The organism is Pseudonocardia benzenivorans CB1190 (assembly GCF_000196675.2).
Lineage (GTDB): Bacteria > Actinomycetota > Actinomycetes > Mycobacteriales > Pseudonocardiaceae > Pseudonocardia > Pseudonocardia benzenivorans.
Window position 1 is genome coordinate 666,035 of record NC_015312.1, and the last position, 16,723, is coordinate 682,757.

Consider the following 16,723-nt stretch of genomic DNA (forward strand, 5'->3'; position numbering starts at 1 on the left):
GACGGGCCGGGCGGGCGTGACGTCGGTCTCACCGGTCGTGCGACCAGGTGCTCCCTGGGCGGTTCGTGCCCTCTCGGGCGGTTGGCGGTGCCCGGGCTCGGGAACGATCAGGCGCGTTCGTGTCAGTCTGGCCGGGTGATCGTGCCCGGCCCCGAGGAGACCTCCCGGCGCAGCTCCGGTCCGGAGCCCGCCACCCGCGACCTGCGGACGCCGCCGTCGGGCGGGGATCCGGCCGGCCCGACCGATCGGTTGCGCACCAACGGGTCCGAACCGCCGACCCGCCGGCTCGCGCCCGGGCCGACGCGGCGACTCGGTGCGGTCGTGCGGGCCGTCCTCGCCGACACGACGCCGCTGCGCACGCCCGCCTACCGGCGGCTCTGGGGCGCGGGCGTCATCACCGTCATCGGCGCGCAGCTGTCGGTGGTCGCCGTGCCGACGCAGATCTACCAGCTGACGGGATCGTCGGCCTACGTCGGCCTGACGGGTCTGTTCGGCCTCGTGCCGCTCGTCCTGTTCGGGCTGTGGGGCGGCGCGATCGCCGACGTCATGGACCGGCGGATCCTGTTGCTGCTCACCGGGGCCGGCATCGCGGCGACGTCGCTGGCGCTGTGGGTCACCTCGGCGACCGGCGTCGGCAACGTCTGGGTGGTGCTGACGCTGTTCGCGGTGCAGTCGGCGATGCTCGCGATGAACCAGCCCACCCGCAACGCCGTCATCCCACGGCTGATCCCGGCCGACGAGCTGCCCGCGGCCAACGCGCTGAACATGACGGTCTTCCAGCTCGGCGCCGTCGTCGGGCCGCTGCTGGCCGGTGTGCTGATCCCGGTCGTCGGGCTCTCGACGCTCTACCTGATCGACGCGTGCGCCCTGCTCGCGACGCTGTGGGCGACGTGGATGCTGCCGCCCGTCCCGCCGGGCGAGGTCGGCACGCGGCGCCGGGCCGGCCTGCGCAACGTCCTCGAAGGCTTCCGCTACGTCTCGACGAAGAAGGTGCTGCTGGTCTCGTTCCTCGTCGACCTGGTCGCGATGGGGTTCGGGATGCCCCGCGTGGTGTTCCCCGAGATGGCGGAGAAGACCTTCGGCGACCCGCCCGGCGGCGGTATCGCGCTCGGCCTGCTGTTCGCGGCGATCCCGGTCGGGATGGTCGCCGCGGGGCTGTTCTCCGGCTGGCTGCAACGGATCCGCCGCCAGGGCATGGCGGTGACGTTCGCGGTGATCGTCTGGGGCGTCGGGGTGGCGCTGTTCGGGCTGACGAGCTCGCTGTGGCTCGCCGTCGTGCTGCTCGCCGTCGCGGGCGGGGGCGACCTGATCAGCTCGGTCTACCGGAACTCGATGTTGCAGTCGGTCGCGACCGACGAGATGCGCGGCCGGATGCAGGGCGTGTTCATCGTCGTCGTGGCGGGCGGTCCGCGGCTCGCCGACCTCTGGCACGGGTCCGCCGCGGCGGCCGTCGGCCCTGGTCCGGCGGCCACCATCGGCGGCGTGGCCGTCGTCGTCGGGGTCGTGGTCGTCGTGCTCATGTTCCGGGAGTTCTGGACATATCGGGGTCCCGTCGCGGGCTCGTCCACGACCGCGGAGTGACGCACGTCCATCTCGGTCGAACGCTGCGGATCCGTCGGAGCGGTCTAGCGTTGGCGGTGGGTTGACACGACACCGCACATGACGATTGTGAGAGGGAACCTCCACATGGCCACCGAGTCCGCCGGCGACAGCGCCGTCCTGCACTATCCAGGCGGCGACTACGAGATGCCGGTCCACGCCGCGTCCGAGGGCGCCGCGGCGTTCGACGTCAGCAAACTGCTGGCGAAAACGGGTCTGACCACGTTCGACCCCGGCTTCAACAGCACCGCCGCGTGCGCCTCCGCGATCACCTACATCGACGGTGACGCCGGGATCCTCCGCTACCGCGGCATCCCCATCGAGCAGCTCGCGGAGCGGTCGAGCTTCCTCGAGGTCAGCTACCTGCTGATCTACGGGGAGCTGCCCACGCAGGCCCAGCTCGACACGTTCACCAGCAACATCAGCCGGCACACCCTCCTGCACGAGGACCTGAAGAACTTCTTCGACGGGTTCCCGCGCGACGCGCACCCCATGCCGGTGCTCTCCAGCGCCGTCAGCGCGCTGTCCACCTTCTACCAGGACAGCCTCGACCCGTTCGACGACGACGCCGTCGAGCTCTCGACGGTGCGCCTCATGGCCAAGGTCTTCACGATCGCGGCGTACGCGTACAAGAAGTCCGTCGGCCAGCCGTTCCTCTACCCGGACAACTCCCTCGGTCTGGTGGAGAACTTCCTGCGGCTGACGTTCGGCTTCCCGGCCGAGCCCTACGAGATCGACCCGGTCATGGCCAAGGCCGTCGACACGCTGCTGATCCTGCATGCCGACCACGAGCAGAACTGCTCGACCTCGACGGTCCGGCTGGTCGGCTCGTCGCAGGCCAACCTGTTCGCCTCGATCTCCGCCGGCGTCAACGCGCTGTTCGGCCCGCTGCACGGTGGCGCCAACCAGGCCGTGCTCGAGATGCTCAGCCGCATCAAAGACGTCGAGGACGGCAACGTCGACGCGTTCGTCGACCGGGTGAAGAACAAGGAGCAGGGCGCGAAGCTGATGGGCTTCGGGCACCGCGTCTACAAGAACTACGACCCGCGCGCGAAGATCGTCAAGCAGAACGCCGACGAGGTCCTCAAGGCGCTCGGTGTGAGCGACCCGCTGCTCGACATCGCGATGAAGCTCGAGGAGAAGGCGCTCGCCGACGAGTACTTCATCGAGCGCAAGCTCTACCCGAACGTCGACTTCTACACCGGCGTCATCTACCGGGCCATGGGCTTCCCCACCCGGATGTTCACCGTGCTGTTCGCGCTCGGGCGGCTCCCCGGCTGGATCGCGCACTGGCGGGAGATGATCAGCGACCCTCAGACCAAGATCGGCCGCCCGCGCCAGCTCTACACCGGGCCGACCGAGCGGAACTACGTGGACATGAGCGACCGCTGACGTCCCCGTGAGTGGCGATGATCGCCGGGGGCGACCATCGCCACTCACGACCGGGCCGGCGGCGTTCGCCGCGCGACCCTCCCGGTGCGCCGCTAGCGTCGGCGCATGGGTGCCGACTCGGTCGTGTGGTTCCGGCGTGACCTGCGCGTCCGGGACCAGCCGATCTTCCTCGCCGCGGCCGACAGCGGTCCCGCGGCCCTCGCGCTGTTCGTCCTCGACCCTGCGCTGCTGGACCCGTCCGGTCCCGCCCGCCGCACGTTCCTCTATGGCTGCCTGCGCGCGCTGGACGATGCGCTCGGGGGCCGGCTGCTCGTCGTGCGCGGCGATCCCGCCGACGTCGTGCCCCGCGTCGCCGCGGCCGTCGGCGCCGGCACCGTGCACGTCGCGGCCGACTTCGGGCCCTACGGGACCCGCCGCGACCAGGCGGTCGAGGAGGCGCTGGCCGTCGACGGCCGCGAGCTCGTCCGCACCGGGTCGCCCTACGCCGTCGCGCCCGGCCGCGTCACCAAGGACGACGGGGACCCCTTCAGGGTCTTCACCCCGTTCCGCCGGACCTGGTCCCGGCAACGCCGGCGGGGCCCCGCCGACACCTCCGCCGCGACCGTCCGGTGGATCGACCCCTCCGACGAGGGCTCCGGCCCCCGCGCGGTGCGCATCCCCGACGACGAGCCCCTCGACGCCGCCCTGCCCGACCCCGGCGAGGACGCCGCGCACCGGCAGTGGAAGGCGTTCCTGTCCGACGCCGTCGACCGCTACGGCGAGGACCGCAACCGGCCCGACGTCGAGGGCACCTCGCGGATGTCGGTGTACCTGAAATGGGGCTGCATCCACCCGCGGACGATGCTGCACGACCTGTCCCGCCACCGGTCCGGCTCCGCCGAGACGTACCGCACCGAGCTGGCGTGGCGCGAGTTCTACGCCGACGTCCTGTTCCGGCGGCCCGACTCCGCCCGCCACAACTACGACCGGGCGTTCGACGCGCTGCCCAGCGCCTCCGGGAAGCGGGCCGACGAGCTGTTCGCGGCCTGGCGCGAGGGGCGAACGGGCTTCCCGATCGTCGACGCCGGGATGCGACAGCTGCGCGCACAGGCGTGGATGCACAACCGGCTGCGGATGATCGTCGCGAGCTTCCTGGTCAAGGACCTGCACCTACCGTGGTGGTGGGGCGCCCGGCACTTCATGCAGTTGCTGGTCGACGGTGATCTGGCATCCAACCAGCACGGTTGGCAGTGGACGGCCGGCAGCGGCACCGATCCCGCGCCGTACTTCCGGATCTTCAACCCGGTCACGCAGGGGGAACGCTTCGACCCCGACGGCGATTACGTCCGACGCTTCGTCCCGGAGCTCGCCGACGTCCCCGGCAGGGCCGTCCACCAGCCGTGGAAGCTGCCCGACGGGGTCCCCGACGGCTATCCCCAGCCCATCGTCGACCACCGGGCCGAGCGCGACGAGGCTCTCGCCCGCTACGAGCGGGTCAAAGCCGCGCGCGGCTGAAGGAGCCGATCACCGCCCCTTTAGGCTCGGGTGACGTCCGGAACGGAGGCACCCATGGCCGACGAGTCGAACCGGCGCCGACGCCGGTGGATCATTCCCGCGTTGTTGATCGGTGCCGGCGGCGGCTGGCTGGCGTACCGACGTTTCTCGACGACGACCCCCGCCCCGCCGAACCCCGGCGACGGCGTGGCCGCCACGGCCTCCGGTGCTCCGTCCCCGGCCGGTCTGCTGCCACCCGAGCCCACGTCGCGGGCGGCGTCCGAGAACGCGGCCACACCGCTGCGCGCGACCTCGGCGGTGCCGACCGCGACGGCACCGGCCGCGGACCGACGCACCGGGGACCAGCACACCGACGGAGCCGCGCACGAGACGGCGTCGGGAGCGCCGGCCGCGGGGGAGTCGGTCGGGGAAGGGCCGGCGCCCGAGGAGTCGGCCGCTGGAAAGACGGCGGCCGCGGAGAAGACGGCCGCGGAGAAGACGGCCGGGGAGAAGACGGCCGCGGAGAAGACGGCTGCCGACAGGGCGGCCGAGCAGGCCGCGGTGCAGAAGGCCGCGGCGGCGGAGAAGGCCGCGGAGACGACGGCCGTGGAGCCGACGGCGGCGGAGAAGACGGCCGCGGAGAAGGCGGCCGAGCAGGCCGCCGTGAAGAAGGCTGCGGCGGCGGAGACGGCGGCCGCTGACGACGGCGTCGCGAAGAGTGCCGCTCCCGCGGCTGCCGCGTCCCGGACGCCGGAGCCCGCCTCCGACCGCGGTTCCGCCGCCAAGGGTCCGTCCGGCAGGGCTGCGTCCGGCACGCGTGCTTCTGACAAGGCCGCGTCCGGCACAGCGGGGTCCGGCACGGCGGGGTCCGGCACGGCGGGGTCCGGCACGGCGGGGTCTGGCACGGCGGGGTCTGGCACGGCGGGGTCCGGCACGGCGGGGTCCGGCACGGCGGGGTCCGGCACGGCGGGGTCCGGCACGGGCGCGTCGAGCACGGCTGCTGCCGGCAGGGCCGCGTCGGGCAAGGCCGCCCCGGACGACACCGCGTCCGGCACGGGTGCATCCGGTGCGGCCGCTTCCGAGACGTCGGCGTCCGGCAGGGCCCCGTCCGGCAGGGCCGGGTCGGGCAAGGCGACCTCCGCGTCGACCCGGCGCGGCAAGGGCGCGGGCACGGCTGCGGCGCAGCCTCTCGCCTCGGCGCCGGTCGCGGTGCATGAGGCCGAGTCCGCACCCGGGGCCCCCTACGGACCGGGCTCGGCGGCGCCGCTGCCCGACGGCTCCGCGCCGGGCCCCGAGTACACGATCAAGGGCAACGCCGGGTCGATGCTCTTTCACACCCCGGAGAGCCCGTACTACGGCCGGACCAAGGCCGAGGCCTGGTTCTCCTCGCCGGAGGCCGCGACCCGGGCGGGCTTCACCGAGTGGAAGCCCAAGCGTCGCAAGGGATGACCCCTTCGTCGGGCAGCCGCCGGCCGATCGCCTGGGCCCTGCGCCGCGCTGCGACTGCGCGGCCGGCCGAGCCGTGCGCCGTCGTCGGTCGGGTACACGAGCGCCTCGACCCGTCGAGCGCGTCGGGGAGCAGCGCGTGCCCCGCCGTGCCCGGGAGCCGCGCGCTCCCGGGCGACGCGCGCCCGACGTCGGTCACCCTCACGGTCGGCCGCCCACACGCCACGGCGTGCTGTCACAGGATCTCGAGCCTGCCGCGCTGCGACCGTCTGTCCCCGCTCGCATCGGTGAGCGCGCGGACGAGCACGCGGCTCCGGCGCGATCCCGGCCGGACCCCGGCGCTCACGACGAGGGGCGGGCGAACGGCGCGCAGCCCCCTTCGAGCAGGTCGTAGGCCTGCTGGGTCTCGGCGATCGCGGTGGGCACGACGTCCTCGGTGCTCGCGCCCGCGAGGATCCGGCGCTGCGACGTCTCACCGAGCACCCGCTCGGTCACGACGACCTGTGCGGCGACGACGGCGGCGACGGTGGGCCCGGCCTCGGGTGCCGCGTCGTGCAGTGCGGTGGTGAGGGCCGCCTCCGAGGCCTGGGTGTAGGCCACCATGCCGGCCAGCAGGGCGGGCGTGGCCTCGAGGAGCCGGTAGAACGCGACGACGCCCGGGTGGTCGTTCACCCCGGCCGCCGGGTCGCGGCGATCGATCGCCGCGAGGCGGCGACGACGCAGGGCCGCCAGTGGGGACTCGCCGGGCGCCCGCTCGCGGACGGCGACGGCCGTGTCGTCGGCGTGGTCGGCGAAGCGGTGCAGGACGAGCGCGTCCTTGGTGGGGAAGTAGGCGAACAGGGTCCGCTTGGACACCTCGGCGGCGTCGGCGATCTCGGCGACGGAGACGTCGTCGTACCCGCGCTCGAGGAACAGCGCGATCGCCGCCTCGGAGATCGCCGTCCGCGTCCGGGCCTTCTTCCGCTCCCGCAGTCCGGGTTCCGCCACAGCCGAACTGTACCCGGTTGAATTCTGCACTCGGTTTACTTATCCTCCAGGTGTGGAAATCCTGGAGACGGACGTACTGATCGTCGGAGCCGGCCCGACCGGTCTGATGCTGGCGATCGAGCTGGGCATGCGGGGCGTTCAGGTCGAGATCATCGACCGGGCACCACAGCCCCACGGGCAGTCCCGGGGCGGCGGGATCAGCGCGCGGACGTGCGAGGTCCTGGACATGCGTGGCCTGTACGCGCCCATGGAGGCGCGGGCACTCCCGCGCGAGGGCGCGACCGGCCACTTCGCGGGCCTACCGCTCGACCTCGACGTCGCCGCGTGGGCCACCCGGCACCCGGGCGGGATGGCCATCCCGCAGGACCGGGTCGAGGCCGTTCTGGCCGAGCGGCTCGACGAGATGGGCGTCCGCGTACGCCGCGGCGCCGAGCTCGTCGCGCTCTCCGTCCAGGGCCCCGAGGGCGCCGCGGGCGTCGCCACGATCGGCGACCCCGACGGCACGACCACGACGGTCGCGGCGCGCTTCGTCGTCGGTGCCGACGGGGCGCACAGCCGGGTCCGGTCGCTCGCCGGGATCGACTTCCCCGGCCACCCGGCGACGATGTCCGCGGTGAGCGCCGACGTCGAGCTCGACGTCGTGCCCGACACGATCCCGCGCACCATCGGCCACATCGCCGGTCACACGCGGATCGCCGGCGGCTACTGGATGATGGCGAACTCGCTGATGGAGCCGGGCGCCGACGCGTTCCGGGTCGTCTTCGGCATCGCGGGTCCGGCCGTGGAGCCCGAGCGTGACCGGGCCGTCGACCCCGAGGAGGTGCGGGTCGCGCTGGCGGCGGTCCACGGGCCCGACGCGCGGCTCCGGCGCGTCCGGTGGGCCACCCGGTTCGGCGACGCGACGCGCATTGCCGCGACCTACCGGCGCGGGCCGGTCCTGCTCGCGGGCGACGCCGCGCACATCCACCCGCCGCTGGGCGGGCAAGGGCTCAACCTGGGCGTGCAGGACGCGATGAACCTCGGTTGGAAACTGGCGGCAGAGCTCACCCGGGCCGCGCCCGAGGGCCTGCTCGCCAGCTACGAGGCCGAGCGCCGCCCCGTCGCCGAGTCGGTGATCAGGTCGGTCCGCGCGCAGCGTCTGATCATGTCCCCGACGCCGGGCACGGACGCCGTCGACATGCGCGAGCTGTTCGCGCGCATCGCCGCGCTGCCCGAGGCCAACCGCTACCTGGCCGGCATGGTCAGCGGGCTCGACATCCGCTACCCGATCGAGGGCCCGCCGCCGGTCGGCTCCCGGATGCCGGATCTCGACCTGCGCACTCCGGACCACACGCGGGTCAGCGACCTGCAGCACGACGGGGCGGCCCTGCTGCTGGACCTCGGCGTCGCCGGGGACGCGGTGCCGGGGGCGCGCCACGTCGTCGCGACGACCGAGGACCCGCAGTTCACCGGCCGCCGTCTGCTCGTCCGCCCGGACGGCTACGTGGCGTGGGCGGGCCCCTCCGGCAGCCACCCCCGGACCCTCGACGACGCCCTCGCGACGTGGTGCGCCGCCCACACTCTCGCGAGTGGCAATGGTCGCCATGGCGACCGTTGCCCCTCACGGGGTTAGGCGCGGGTGCGCAGGGCCTCGCGCAGCCCGACACGGGAGCCGGTGCGCAGCACGGAGTTCTTGTAGATCCGTGCGGCCAGCAGCACGACGCCGACGATCGCCAGCACCGTCAGCGCGATCGCCACGAGCACCTGCCACATCGGCGCGACGCCCATCGCCGCGCGGGCCGGCATCAGCGTCGGCGAGAACAGCGGGATGAACGAGAGGATCGCGCCGAGGGTGTTGCGCGGGTCGTTGGGCAGCACGCTGACGGCGAAGATGAACGGGATGAACAGCGGGAACATGATCGGCGCGACCGTGGACTGCAGCTCCTCCTGCCGCGAGACGAGCGAGCCCGCGGCCGCGTAGATCGACGCGTAGAGGAAGAACCCCAGCAGGTACCACACGACGGCCGAGACGAGTGCGCCCGCCGCGGCGGTCGGGATCGTCAGGATGCCGACACCCAGCGCGCCGACCAGCCCGATCCCGCTGAGGATCAGCAGCTGCACGAGCCCGACGAGTCCCAGCCCGAGGACCTTGCCGCTCAAGAGGTGGACGGGTCGGATCGTCGACAGCAGCAGCTCGACGACGCGGCTGGACTTCTCCTCGACGACGCCCTGCGCGACCGCGTTGCCGTATCCGATCAGCGACATGAACAGCAGCACGGCGACGACGATGGCCAGCACGAGGCGTTGCCCGCGTTCGGGATCGACGGGCACCTGGGTGTCGATCGCGACGGCCCCGCGGGCCGCGACGGCAGCCGGATCCTGGCCGGCGGCGGTGAGCGCCTGGGTGAGCGTCGTCTGTTGCACGGCGGTGGAGACGAGCCGCTGCAGGTCGGAGTCGACGGTGTCCTTGCCCAGCAACGAGTACGTGCCGGGCCCGCCGTCGAACAGCGCGTCGAGGTCACCGTCGGCGACCTGGGCCTCGCCCGCGGCGCGGTCGACCTGCGTGATCGTGAGCGTGCGGTCCTCTGCCCGGGCCGCGGCCTGCAGCGCGGGTTCGAGCGACACCGTCGACGAGGTGACGCCGAGGGTGTTGCTGGAGCTCTGGCTGCCGATGAAGCTGAACAGCGCGATGTAGATCGCAAAGATGACGATGGTGACGACGAGCCCGATCGCGAAGCTCTTCGACCGGATCTGGGTGGTGAACTCGCGGCGGGCGACGAGCAGGACGGCCCGGCCGGGCGTCAGCGGGGCGGTCACGACTGCTCCTCGGTGGCGACGGGCGCCGCGACGACGTCGCGGTACAGCTCGGTGAGCGGTGGCCGGAACGGGCCGAACTCGTGAACGGGCCCGGCGGCCAGCGCAGCCCGCAGGACGTCCTGGTCGGAGGCCCCGGTGAGCTCGACGCGCGTCGTCCCCGGCGCGGCGGCGACGACCCGCACCCCCGCGAGCCCGTCGGCCCACCCCGGCGGGGGACCGGTGACGTCGATCCGCTCGACGGAACCGGTGCGCAGCTCGTCGACGGTGCCGACGGCGACCATCCGGCCCCCGGCGATGATGCCGACGCGGTCGCACAGCCGCTCGACCAGGTCGAGCTGGTGGCTGGAGAAGATCACCGGCACCCCCGCGTCGGCCTTCTCGCGCAGCACGGCGCTCATCACCTCGACGGCGACGGGATCGAGCCCGGAGAAGGGCTCGTCGAGGACCAGGACCTCGGGATCGTGCACGAGCGCCGCCGAGAGCTGCACCCGTTGCTGGTTGCCCAGCGAGAGCTTCTGCACCTCGTCGCGGATTCGTGACTCGACGCCCAGCCGTGCCGTCCACCGCTCGACGGCGGCGCGCGCGTCGGCGGCGCCGAGGCCGTGCAGGCGGGCGAGGTACTCCAGCTGCTCACCCACCTTCATCTTCGGGTAGAGCCCGCGCTCCTCGGGCATGTAGCCGATCCGGCGACGCACGTCCGCGTCGATCGGTCTGCCCTTCCAGCGGACCTCCCCGGCGTCGGCGGAGAGCACGCCGAGCACGATCCGCATCGTCGTCGTCTTGCCGGCGCCGTTGCTCCCGACGAACCCGAAGAGCTCGCCCGGCTGTACCGCGAAGGTGACCCGGTCGAGCGCCTGGACCTGGCCGAACCTCTTGCTGATCCCCCCGATCTCCAGCATGCGGTCGACCTTAACGAGGGGAGGCGCCCGGTGCGGCCCGGGTGTCAGAGGCTCTGCCGGACCGTCCGGTCGAGCAGCGCGGGGAAGTGGTCGCGCCAGTACGAGCGGGCCTCGACCAGGTGCACGCGCATCGCCTCGGTCGCGGCGGCGGCGTCGCGGACCGCGATCGACTCCACGATCGCGTCGTGGGCGTGGCCGAGTGCCTGCCGACGTGACGCCGGGTAGTCCACGGTCAGGCTCGCGTCCTCGAGCAGTGACTTGACGGAGTCGATGAAGACGCGCAGCACGGCGTTGCCGGACAGGTCGGCGATCCGGGCGTGGAAGAAGGCGTTCTCCCGCAGCATCACGTCGTGGTCGTCGGGTGCCTCGAGGATGCGTGCCGCCGATCGCCGCAGCTCGTCGACCGCCTCGTCGGGGCGGCGCAGCGCCGCGAGCCCGGCCGCCGCCGGCTCGATCGCCTCACGGGCGACGAGGATGTCGTCGAGCGTCGCCCGCTGGAACGCCAGGACCAGCGCCAGCGGCGCCGCGAAGTCGGCCGTCCCGGGATGGCGGACGACCGGTCCACCGTTGCGGCCCAGGCGGATCTCCAGTACGCCCCGGTCCTCGAGCAGCCGCAGGGCCTCACGCAGGGCGGGCCGGCCGACACCGAGATCGTCCATCATCTCCCGCTCGGTGGGCAGCGGTGCCTCGGCGGGGAGCTCGCCGTCGAGGATCGAGAGCGTCAGCTCCCGGGCGACCACCTCGGCCACCTTCCGCCGCCGGGCCTCCGGCGCACGCCCGTCGGTCACCGCACGCCCTCCCTCGTCACCGCTCGACCGTAGCCGCGTGGACGTCGACGGGTCGGCGTCGCCGCGACAGCAGGACCACGGCCACGACGATCACGCCGGCGACCGCAGAGAGTATGACCGAGCGCAGCAGCACGAGGACGACCGGCGCGATCATCGTGACCCGCGCCCACGTCGGCAGCCGGCCGAGCAGCCAGCCCTGCGTCGCCGCGACGGTCGCCACCACGCCGACCACGGTCGACAGCACCGTCAGCCCGGTCTCCGCGAGGGAGAACGGTCCCTGCAGGACGAGCGTCGGGTAGAGCGCGAACAGCAGCGGGACGATGTAGGCGAACATGCCCACCCTCGTCGCCGTGAGCATCGTCTTCCACGGGTTCTCACCCGCGATCCCCGCGGACACGACGACGGTGACCGCGGTCGGCGGCGTGAGGTCGGCGAGCACCCCGTAGTAGAAGATGAAGAAGTGCGCCGCGAGCGGCGGGACGCCGAGCTCGATGAGCGCCGGCGCGAGCAGCACCACCAGCATGATGTAGGTCGGGACGGTGGGCAGCCCCGCGCCGAGGATGAGCGCGGCGACCATCGTGATGATCAGCAGGACGAGCAGGTTCCCGCCGGAGACGGCGACCAGCAGGCTCGCCAGGCGGTCTCCGATCCCGGTGAGGCTGAGCGCTCCGACGACGATGCCCGCCGTGGCGATCGCCGCGACGACCGGCAGTGTCAGCAGGCTCGTCGCCCGGCAGACGGCGAGCCCGAACCGCAGGACGTGCCGCCGGACCTCGGGCAGGGTCAGGGCCAGGACGATGGTCAGGCCCGCGGCGTAGAGCGCCGAGAGTCCGGCCGGGAGCTTCAGCACCGCGACGAGCAGGATGAGCACCAGGAGCGGGGTGACCCGGAACCAGTTCTGCGCCAACGTGTGCCGGGCCGTGCGGATCTCGTCGGCGCCGATCGGGGGGATGCCCTGGGCGCGGGCGTAGGAGTGCACGTAGAGGAACGTCGCGACGTAGTAGATCGCCGCCGGGATCGCGGCCGCCGCGATGATCTCCCCGTAGGGCTTGGCGAGCAGCTCGGCGATGATGAACGCGGTGGCGCCCATGACCGGCGGCACGAACTGGCCGCCGACGGAGGCCACGGACTCGATCGACGCGGCCACCCGGGGCCGGATGCCGGACCGGATCATCATGGGGATGGAGAACGGCCCGATGGACGCGGCGTTGGCCACGGACGAGCCCGAGATCGTCCCGTAGAGGCTCGAGCCCACCACCGCCACCTTCGCCGGGCCGCCGCGGAAGCGGCCGAAGGCGGCCGTCGCGAACGACGACAGCGCCGCCGACGCCCCGGCGCGCTCCAGCACGACCGCGAAGAACAGGAAGATGAACACGTAGTCCACGGAGGCGCCCGTCGGCGTCCCGAATATCCCGTCCGTGCCGAGGTACATGGTCGACACCGCGCGGTTGAGGGAGTACCCGCCGTGGCCGACGGCGCCGGGCAGGTAGTGGCCCAGGAAGATGTAGGCGAGTGCGAGGCCGCCCAGGATCGTGAGTCCCCAGCCGAGCACCCGACGGGTCCCCTCGAGCACGATCAGCACCGTGACGACGCCGAGGATCGCGTCGGTGCGGTCGACCAGACCCGTCTTCGTGAGCAGCCGAGACGCCGACTGGAACAGGTGGACGGCCTGGGCCACGGCGAAGACCGCGATGCACACGTCGAGGACGTCCAGCGCGGTACGCAGCGCGCGGCGGCGGCCGTCGACGGCGATCGGGAACCACAGGAACAGCAGCGCGAACCCGCCGCCGATGTGCAGCGCCCGGCGTTGGAAGGGCGCGGGCCAGCCCTTGTACGCGATCCACAGGTGGAACAGGGTGTACGGGACGGCCAGGGCCACGAACGTCACCTGCCGCCAGCGCGGCCGCTCGCGGGCGACCGCCTCGGCCGGGACGTCGTCGGCCCGCGTCTCGACGACGTCCGGTTCCGCGCTGCTCATGCTCGGCACTCCTGGTCGAGGAAGGTCGCGACGGTCGCGGCGAACTCGCCGGGCCGGTCGAGGTGGGACAGGTGCCCGCCGTCCACCGTCGTCACCCGGGCGTCGGGGAGCAGCGCGGCGAGGGCGTCGGTCGCCGCGGCCGGCACGCGGTCGTCGTGCCGGCCCGCCACGACGAGCGCGGGCCGCTCGATCCGCGCGGCGTCCGCTCGCAGGTCGACGGTGTAGACGGCGGCGGCGGCCTCGACGAACCGGGCCGGGTCCATCGCCGTGGCGGCCGCCACGAAGAGGTCGCGGCACTCCCGCGGTGCGTCCGAGCTCAGTACCGCGTCGGCCCGGGACGCGGCCCACAACGCCGGGTCCGGCAGCGCCGCGACCCGGCGCCGCTGGTCGGCGAGCCGGGCGTCGCCGGTCGGGAGGTACGCGAACGTGTGCGCGAGGACGAGCCGGCGGACGGCCGCGGGTACCCGGGTTGCGACGAGCTGCGCGACGACGCCGCCGAGCGACACCCCCAGCAGGTCGACCGGTCGCGCCTGCGAGGAGACCACGGCAGCGACGCGGGCCGCGGCGTCGGTGAGGTCGAACCCGTGGTCGGCGCCCGTGCCGCCGTGCCCGGGGAGGTCGAGTGCCAGGCAGCGGCGGCGCGTGGCGAGCACGCGCACGACCGGGGCGAACACGCGGCCGTCGAGGCCCAGGGAGTGCAGCAGGACGAGCGGGGGCGCGTCGTGGTCGGCGGCGGTCGTCCAGGCCGCCACGGCTCCGCCCGGTGCGTCGAGCCGGGTGCGTTCGGTGCGGGGGTCAGCCATGTCCACCGCGCAGGACCTCCGCGACCTCGCGCCGCAGCTGCTTGCCGGCGGCGGTCTTGGGCAGGCTCTCGACCAGCCGGATCTCGCGCGGGACCTTGTACGTGCTCAGCCGGTCCCGGCAGTGCCGGAGCAGCTCGGTGAGGTCCGGCGTGCCACGCGGCACCACGGCGGCGACGACCCGGTCGCCCCACTCGGCGTCGGGGAGGCCGACCACCACCACCTCGGACACCCCGGGATGGGTGTAGAGCACCTCCTCCACCTCGCGCGGGTAGACGTTGTAGCCCCCGCAGATGATCACGTCGCGGCTGCGGTCGACCAGGTACAGGTACGACTCCGCGTCGAGGTAGCCGACGTCGCCGGTGCGGACGTACCCCGCGTCGTCGACGGGCGACCCGTCGCGTTCCCAGTACCGCGACATGGTCATCGGGCCCCGGACGCAGACCTCGCCCGTCTCGCCCGCGGGCAGCTCACGACCCTCGCCGTCGACGATGCGGACGTCGACGGTGCTGTACGGCCGGCCGGCCGAGCGCAGCAGGTGCCTCTCGCCGTTCATCGCGCGCCGGTGGTCCTCGACGGTCAGCGCGCTCACCGTCGCGGGTGCCTCGGTCTGCCCGTACGTCTGCGACAGGATCGGGCCGAACCGGTCGAGCGCGCGGGTCAGCACGACCTCCGGGATCGGCGCCGCGCCGTAGATGATCTGGCGCAGCGTCCCGAGTGCGGCCGGCTCCAGGTCGAGGTGGTCGAGGAGCCGGTGCAGCGCGGTCGGCACGCACTTGACGACGGTGACGCCGTGCTCCGCGATCGTGCGCACGACCTCGGCCGGGTCGAACCGCGGCAGCACGACCTGGGTGCTTCCGCGCATCACGCACGGGAGGACGAACACGTGGGCGCCGTGCGAGAGCGGCTGGGTGTGCAGCAGGACGTCGGACTCGCGGAGGTCGCAGAGGTCGAGCAGCACGTTGGTGGCCACCCAGAGCTGGTGGCCGTGGGTGCGCAGCGCTCCCTTCGGGCGGCCCGTCGTCCCGCCCGTGTAGCGCAGGGCGAGGACGTCCTCGTCACGGACGACGACCGCCTCCGCGCGCGGGCCGGTGGCCGACGGCAGCTCGTCGAGCACAACGCCGACGAGCCGGTCCAGGCCCGCCGCGGCGGCGCGGCGGGCGCTCGCACCGTCCGCGAGCAGCAGGGACGGGCGGCTGTCGCGCAGGACGAACGCGATCTCCTCGTCCGAGGAGCGGGGGTTGACCGAGACGCGGGTGACGCCGGCCAGCGCGCACCCGAAGTCGGTCACGACGCTCTCGACGCTGTTCTCGCGCAGGTCGGCCACCCGGTCCCCGACGCCGAGGCCGCGCGCCCGCAGCCCGGTGGCGAGTCCTTCGGCGCTCGCCAGCAGCCCGGCGAAGGTGACCGACGCGGACGGTGACACGACGGCCGTCCGCTCGGGCCAGCGGCGCGCCGCGCGGCGGAGGTAGTCCGCGTAGGTGATCACCTCGTCTCCGCGGGCAACGCGCTGCGTACCGCCGGGATGACCTCCGTCCCGAACAGCTCGACCGACCGGCGCACCTCCTCGTGGGGCGCGCCGCCGAAGTCCATCTGGGTGATGATCAGGTCGGTGTCCAGCGTCGCATGCAGCTTGACGACCCGCTCCGCGATCTCGTCCGGGGTGCCGAAGAGGGTGCGCTCGCGCAGCTCGGCGTCGGTCGGCTCGTCCTCGATCACGTCGGAGTGCACGATCCCGCGCTCGTACCGGACGGTGTCGCGACGCAGCCTGCGGGCGAGCCGGAAGGTGTAGCGGCACCGGTCGGCGAACACCCGCCAGGCCTCGTCGCGGTCCTCGCCCTGGGCCAGCACGCGCGTCTGCCGGTTCAGCGCGTAGCTCCAGCGGTCGTCGGAGCGCCCTGCGGCCCGGCGTTCCTGCAGGTAGAGCTCATGGTCGGAGAGGCCGCGCTGGTTGGTGACCCAGTTCGCCGAGCCGAACACGTGGAAGTCCGTGGTGGCGGCCCACCGGATGTTGTCGTCGCTGGTGACGGCCACCCAGATCGGCGGGTGGGGTCGCTGCACCGGCTTGGGCAGGACGTTGACGGCCTGCTGGGTGACCCAGGTCGGGCCGGCGAGCTGGAGCTCGTCGGTCGTCCATGCCCGGAGCAGGACGTCGAGCGACTCCTCGAAACGCGCCTGGCGGGTGTCGATGTCCACCCCCAGCCCGCGGAACGCGATGTGCTGGTACCCCTTGCCGATCCCGACGTCGAGCCGCCCGTTGCTGAAGATGTCGAGCAGCGCGAGGTCCTCGGCGAGCCGCACCGGGTTCCACAGCGGCAGCACGACGATGGACAGCCCGATGCGCACCCGGCGCGTCCGCTGCGCGGCGGCGGTCGCGATGAGCACCGGGTTGGGGGAGTAGCCGTAGTTGGTGAAGTGCTGCTCGGCGAACCAGATGCTGTCGAACCCGGCGTCCTCGCAGCCCGTGGCGAGGTCGAGGACCTGGTTGAGCCGCACGTCGTGGGGCATCGAGAAGTCGGGCGTCTGTTGCCAGAACAGGTGACCGAACTGCATGGCGCGTCCTTC

13 protein-coding genes are annotated in these 16,723 nt (G+C 73.2%); 5 read left to right on the forward strand and 8 right to left on the reverse strand.

Annotated elements, in window-relative coordinates; genetic code table 11:
* The first annotated feature begins 135 nt into the window (after window positions 1–135).
* The 4 genes from PSED_RS03160 (at window position 136) to PSED_RS03175 (ending at window position 5,913) form a co-directional block, all read left to right on the forward strand.
* A complete protein-coding gene (locus tag PSED_RS03160) occupies window positions 136–1,581 on the forward strand; it encodes an MFS transporter (RefSeq protein ID WP_379653008.1) in 1,446 nt (481 codons plus the stop codon).
* A 105-nt stretch (window positions 1,582–1,686) separates the two neighbouring features.
* A complete protein-coding gene (locus PSED_RS03165; protein ID WP_013672817.1) occupies window positions 1,687–2,991 on the forward strand; it encodes a citrate synthase in 1,305 nt (434 codons plus the stop codon).
* Window positions 2,992–3,096: 105 nt separating this feature from the next.
* A complete protein-coding gene (locus PSED_RS03170; RefSeq protein WP_013672818.1) occupies window positions 3,097–4,485 on the forward strand; it encodes a cryptochrome/photolyase family protein in 1,389 nt (462 codons plus the stop codon).
* A gap of 54 nt (window positions 4,486–4,539) precedes the next feature.
* Window positions 4,540–5,913, forward strand: a complete 1,374-nt coding sequence (locus PSED_RS03175) for a sunset domain-containing protein (protein ID WP_013672819.1) — start codon at window positions 4,540–4,542, stop codon at window positions 5,911–5,913.
* A gap of 339 nt (window positions 5,914–6,252) precedes the next feature.
* Here the strand turns inward: PSED_RS03175 and PSED_RS03180 are convergent, their stop codons facing one another.
* A complete protein-coding gene (locus PSED_RS03180) occupies window positions 6,253–6,897 on the reverse strand; it encodes a TetR/AcrR family transcriptional regulator (RefSeq protein ID WP_013672820.1) in 645 nt (214 codons plus the stop codon).
* 52 nt (window positions 6,898–6,949) lie between these two features.
* On the opposite strand from PSED_RS03180, the gene PSED_RS03185 reads away from it, so the two are divergent.
* Window positions 6,950–8,509, forward strand: coding sequence for an FAD-dependent monooxygenase (locus tag PSED_RS03185; RefSeq protein ID WP_013672821.1), 1,560 nt, complete (start codon window positions 6,950–6,952; stop codon window positions 8,507–8,509).
* On the opposite strand, the gene PSED_RS03190 is transcribed toward PSED_RS03185, so the two are convergent.
* The 7 genes from PSED_RS03190 to PSED_RS03220 are packed head-to-tail and all read right to left on the reverse strand — an operon-like array spanning window position 8,506 to window position 16,711.
* Window positions 8,506–9,693 carry an ABC transporter permease gene (locus PSED_RS03190; RefSeq protein ID WP_013672822.1) on the reverse strand — a complete coding sequence of 396 codons (1,188 nt, stop codon included), beginning with the start codon at window positions 9,691–9,693 and terminating at the stop codon, window positions 8,506–8,508. The genes PSED_RS03185 and PSED_RS03190 overlap by 4 nt on opposite strands.
* Entirely contained in the window at window positions 9,690–10,592 is a 903-nt protein-coding gene (locus PSED_RS03195) for an ABC transporter ATP-binding protein (protein ID WP_013672823.1), read from the reverse strand. The genes PSED_RS03190 and PSED_RS03195 overlap by 4 nt, the downstream gene beginning before the upstream one ends.
* A gap of 44 nt (window positions 10,593–10,636) precedes the next feature.
* Window positions 10,637–11,380, reverse strand: a complete 744-nt coding sequence (locus PSED_RS03200; protein WP_013672824.1) for a FadR/GntR family transcriptional regulator — start codon at window positions 11,378–11,380, stop codon at window positions 10,637–10,639.
* A 16-nt stretch (window positions 11,381–11,396) separates the two neighbouring features.
* Window positions 11,397–13,358: a TRAP transporter permease gene (locus PSED_RS03205; RefSeq protein ID WP_013672825.1), complete on the reverse strand. Its 1,962-nt coding sequence runs from the start codon at window positions 13,356–13,358 to the stop codon at window positions 11,397–11,399.
* Window positions 13,355–14,161 carry an alpha/beta fold hydrolase gene (locus PSED_RS03210; protein ID WP_143770339.1) on the reverse strand — a complete coding sequence of 269 codons (807 nt, stop codon included), beginning with the start codon at window positions 14,159–14,161 and terminating at the stop codon, window positions 13,355–13,357. Before PSED_RS03210 ends, PSED_RS03205 begins: the two co-directional genes overlap by 4 nt.
* Window positions 14,154–15,647: an AMP-binding protein gene (locus PSED_RS03215; protein ID WP_013672827.1), complete on the reverse strand. Its 1,494-nt coding sequence runs from the start codon at window positions 15,645–15,647 to the stop codon at window positions 14,154–14,156. The genes PSED_RS03210 and PSED_RS03215 overlap by 8 nt, the downstream gene beginning before the upstream one ends.
* Window positions 15,644–16,711, reverse strand: a complete 1,068-nt coding sequence (locus PSED_RS03220; RefSeq protein WP_013672828.1) for an LLM class flavin-dependent oxidoreductase — start codon at window positions 16,709–16,711, stop codon at window positions 15,644–15,646. Before PSED_RS03220 ends, PSED_RS03215 begins: the two co-directional genes overlap by 4 nt.
* Window positions 16,712–16,723 lie beyond the last annotated feature (12 nt).

Excerpts from the sequence above, each read along its gene's own strand:
- PSED_RS03170 (WP_013672818.1), top strand. The coding sequence starts at position 3,097 with ATGGGTGCCGACTCGGTCGTGTGGTTCCGGCGTGACCTGCGCGTCCGG.
- PSED_RS03220 (WP_013672828.1), bottom strand. The coding sequence starts at position 16,711 with ATGCAGTTCGGTCACCTGTTCTGGCAACAGACGCCCGACTTCTCGATG.
- PSED_RS03165 (WP_013672817.1), top strand. The coding sequence starts at position 1,687 with ATGGCCACCGAGTCCGCCGGCGACAGCGCCGTCCTGCACTATCCAGGC.
- PSED_RS03205 (WP_013672825.1), bottom strand. The coding sequence starts at position 13,358 with ATGAGCAGCGCGGAACCGGACGTCGTCGAGACGCGGGCCGACGACGTC.
- PSED_RS03210 (WP_143770339.1), bottom strand. The coding sequence starts at position 14,161 with ATGGCTGACCCCCGCACCGAACGCACCCGGCTCGACGCACCGGGCGGA.
- PSED_RS03195 (WP_013672823.1), bottom strand. The coding sequence starts at position 10,592 with ATGCTGGAGATCGGGGGGATCAGCAAGAGGTTCGGCCAGGTCCAGGCG.
- PSED_RS03175 (WP_013672819.1), top strand. The coding sequence starts at position 4,540 with ATGGCCGACGAGTCGAACCGGCGCCGACGCCGGTGGATCATTCCCGCG.